5 protein-coding genes are annotated in these 2634 nt (G+C 34.9%); 3 read left to right on the forward strand and 2 right to left on the reverse strand.

What is annotated here, in order from left to right:
* On the reverse strand, positions 1–340 hold a 340-nt coding region (locus ABVT42_RS21960), incomplete at its 3' end, for a hypothetical protein (RefSeq protein WP_367024474.1).
* A 365-nt stretch (positions 341–705) separates the two neighbouring features.
* Here ABVT42_RS21960 and ABVT42_RS21965 point away from each other — a divergent pair.
* Genes ABVT42_RS21965 through ABVT42_RS21975 form a run of 3 tightly spaced genes read left to right on the forward strand, consistent with a single transcriptional unit; the run spans position 706 to position 1729 of the window.
* The gene (locus ABVT42_RS21965) at positions 706–1167 is read left to right on the forward strand and encodes a hypothetical protein (protein WP_353898145.1); all 462 of its coding nucleotides are present in this window, start codon (positions 706–708) and stop codon (positions 1165–1167) included.
* Complete coding sequence (locus ABVT42_RS21970) at positions 1164–1334, forward strand: hypothetical protein (RefSeq protein WP_353898144.1); 171 nt, start codon at positions 1164–1166, stop codon at positions 1332–1334. Before ABVT42_RS21965 ends, ABVT42_RS21970 begins: the two co-directional genes overlap by 4 nt.
* Positions 1325–1729, forward strand: coding sequence for a type II toxin-antitoxin system YafO family toxin (locus ABVT42_RS21975; protein WP_353898143.1), 405 nt, complete (start codon positions 1325–1327; stop codon positions 1727–1729). The genes ABVT42_RS21970 and ABVT42_RS21975 overlap by 10 nt, the downstream gene beginning before the upstream one ends.
* A gap of 308 nt (positions 1730–2037) precedes the next feature.
* Here ABVT42_RS21975 and ABVT42_RS21980 read toward each other — a convergent pair.
* Positions 2038–2634 (reverse strand): IS66 family transposase (locus ABVT42_RS21980; RefSeq protein ID WP_367024476.1); only part of this gene is annotated, 597 nt, incomplete at its 5' end.

A 2634-nucleotide genomic window follows, 5' to 3' on the forward strand; every position in this document is an offset into this window, starting at 1 on the left:
CAGGTCTTCTGGTTAGCCGTGCATTTTCTGACTTGAGTAACTGACACTCGTCATAATAACGTTGTGCCATCTCTTGCAAAACTTCGATTATATTAAACAGGCGATGTTCCAGCCAACTGCTACCATATCGAGGGGCTAAATCAAGGGGAATACTTATCTTGCCATCTTTTAGAAAGACTAATTTCCGACTATCTGTATTACCATCAGTTAAATAACTCATGCTTTTTATTATGCCATTAACTGAATCTTTTAAATGTGATCGATTTTCGCCAATTAAATTGATCTTTTTCTGATTTTCTTGTGATCGATTGCTTACATAATGCCCCCGCTTTTTGAGCAATTACNATTATGCCATTAACTGAATCTTTTAAATGTGATCGATTTTCGCCAATTAAATTGATCTTTTTCTGATTTTCTTGTGATCGATTGCTTACATAATGCCCCCGCTTTTTGAGCAATTACGTAAGTTATGGCAACATAAAAACTTGCGTTTGCTCGGGTGATCATATATGTCTGTTAAAATTTGTTTTTTTGTTATGAATACCTCTAACAACAATAGCGAAGAGCGTAAAGTCTTCGATATTGTGATGAATGTAGTAAATACTCAATTGTGTTCTCAAGATTGTTACTTAGCTCACTAGCAAATGATATTGATGTATTATAAAATGTTTTTTGTTGATTTCGATTTTAATAAAGGTGGTAAAAATGGCGCAGAATGATGAGTTTATAGAGCATATTTTTGATAGCCCCGCTTCTGCTATTAAGGCAAACAAATCCAATGAAGAACATGAGATTAAGCCTGCTGGTGATATGGTAGTCAATGATATAACTAGTCTTAAGTCTTGGATCGATATAATTGCAAAACAAGGAGGAGTGAGTATTGGTGATATCGATATGACTTTAAATTTTTTTGGTGAAAATGATGAGACATTTTTACTTATTTATCGTTTTACAAGCAAGAATGGGGCGGATGTTTATTACTTCAAAACTGAGGATAACAGAAACCCTCTTGCTTCATTAATTCAATGGTTAGGTTGCATTAATTACAGCTTAAAAGAGTTAATAGAGCTGCTGGATAATTCTCAATATCACGATACTGAGATAGGTGACGAATTGAGACATTTTGGTATGATTATTACCAGAAAACACAGTGAGCACCTTTCATGAAAACAGCAATTGTTATTAAAAAGCGGAAATTAAATAAAAATTTAAAAGAATTAACTGAATCTCAAGTTAATACTGCTGCATCTAAAGGGAGTAATGAGATCTTAAGGTCACATAACGTAAAAAATAAGCGCACAGTGGCGGTAGAGGAGTATACAGAGTGGGAGTAAGGATATTTACACATGAAAAGTTAAAAAGAACGATGAAAGATGATGAGTTACAAGTGTTAATTAACGAATTTAGGGAATATAAAACATCAGGCATAACTAATGGTTTTTTTGGGCGTGATGAACTTTATGACAGACCTAGCTCCGTAAAGTTTGCAGAGTTGATGCATGTTCATACCAAAGATAAAACAATAAAGCCTCATATCTGGAATAATATCAGAATTGCCCAGTCCAGAAAAACAAGCAATAGTGCGTTAGTATATGTGTCTGGCGCAAATAATAAGGATACTTATCTTTTAATTACATTTTTTCGTTTAAACGCTCACCAGAGCGCAAATAAAACAACGCTGATGTGTGAATTGGCAGACATCGCAGAGCGATTTAGAGAAAGATTCTAAAAGCAAAAGAGCCTAAGAAAAAAGGGCATTTCCCAACGAAAATAGTTTGTTAAAAAATTTTATGCTGGTTATTGAATGCTTATTCAGAAATAAACTATGCCAAATAACACTTTTGACAAGTCTCTAAAAGCTACTGAAAAAGGTAAGATATACCTTGTTGGGCCACAGTAAATACAAAATTTCTGGTGGAGTTGCTCGGGTAGAGCCAAATGATATCCGGGTAATAGAATAGCCATTTGTTTCAGGGGGGGTACTGATTTTCGCCCCTGTATTATTGTAATTGCTCAAAAAGCGGGGGCATTTAGACTTTACGGTGAGTTTACTATGAATTCACATAGTTGAGGTATTTTTCCTAACTTTTTTATACGATCTTCTAAGTAATGCCAAAATGAAATACCATGACGCTGACAGGTTTTCTTAAGCGATAAAAATGTATCAAGAGAATCTCGACCATTATCGCTTTTTGTGCATCCACTAATTTTTCGACGCTTAACAAACTCACGAATATCCGACTCGCTCAAGTTATTATGAAGTGGAATTGAAGGATTCACCAAACATTTAAGTAAAGTGGTTTTCATTAGGTATAAATGCTCTAACTCTTTATTAAGCGCGGAGAAATTTTCAACAGGCTTACACAAATTATCAAATCGTTTTCTCAGTTGAGCTTTACGTTGACTGGTTAACTTTCTCTTTTTTAATTCTGACTTTAATGTGTCATAAAGCCGCCAAAACTGTTTGAGCTTTTTCTCTTTATGTTTGATTTGAAATTGGCTCCTGGGGAGCAGTTGAGTTAACTTTCTTTCCGCATGAACCCAGCAGGCTGCGTTCTGCTCTATATTAAACTGCTTGGCTTCATCACTTAAAATAATGAGATTGTCCGCCATCACTTCCTGTTTTAGATAACC

The sequence above is a fragment of the Aliikangiella maris genome (assembly GCF_040719265.1).
GTDB lineage: Bacteria > Pseudomonadota > Gammaproteobacteria > Enterobacterales > Kangiellaceae > Aliikangiella > Aliikangiella maris.

What these genes read in the sequence shown, in the direction of transcription:
- ABVT42_RS21965 (WP_353898145.1), top strand. Translation starts at nt 706, where the DNA reads ATGGCGCAGAATGATGAGTTTATAGAGCATATTTTTGATAGCCCCGCT.
- ABVT42_RS21970 (WP_353898144.1), top strand. Translation starts at nt 1,164, where the DNA reads ATGAAAACAGCAATTGTTATTAAAAAGCGGAAATTAAATAAAAATTTA.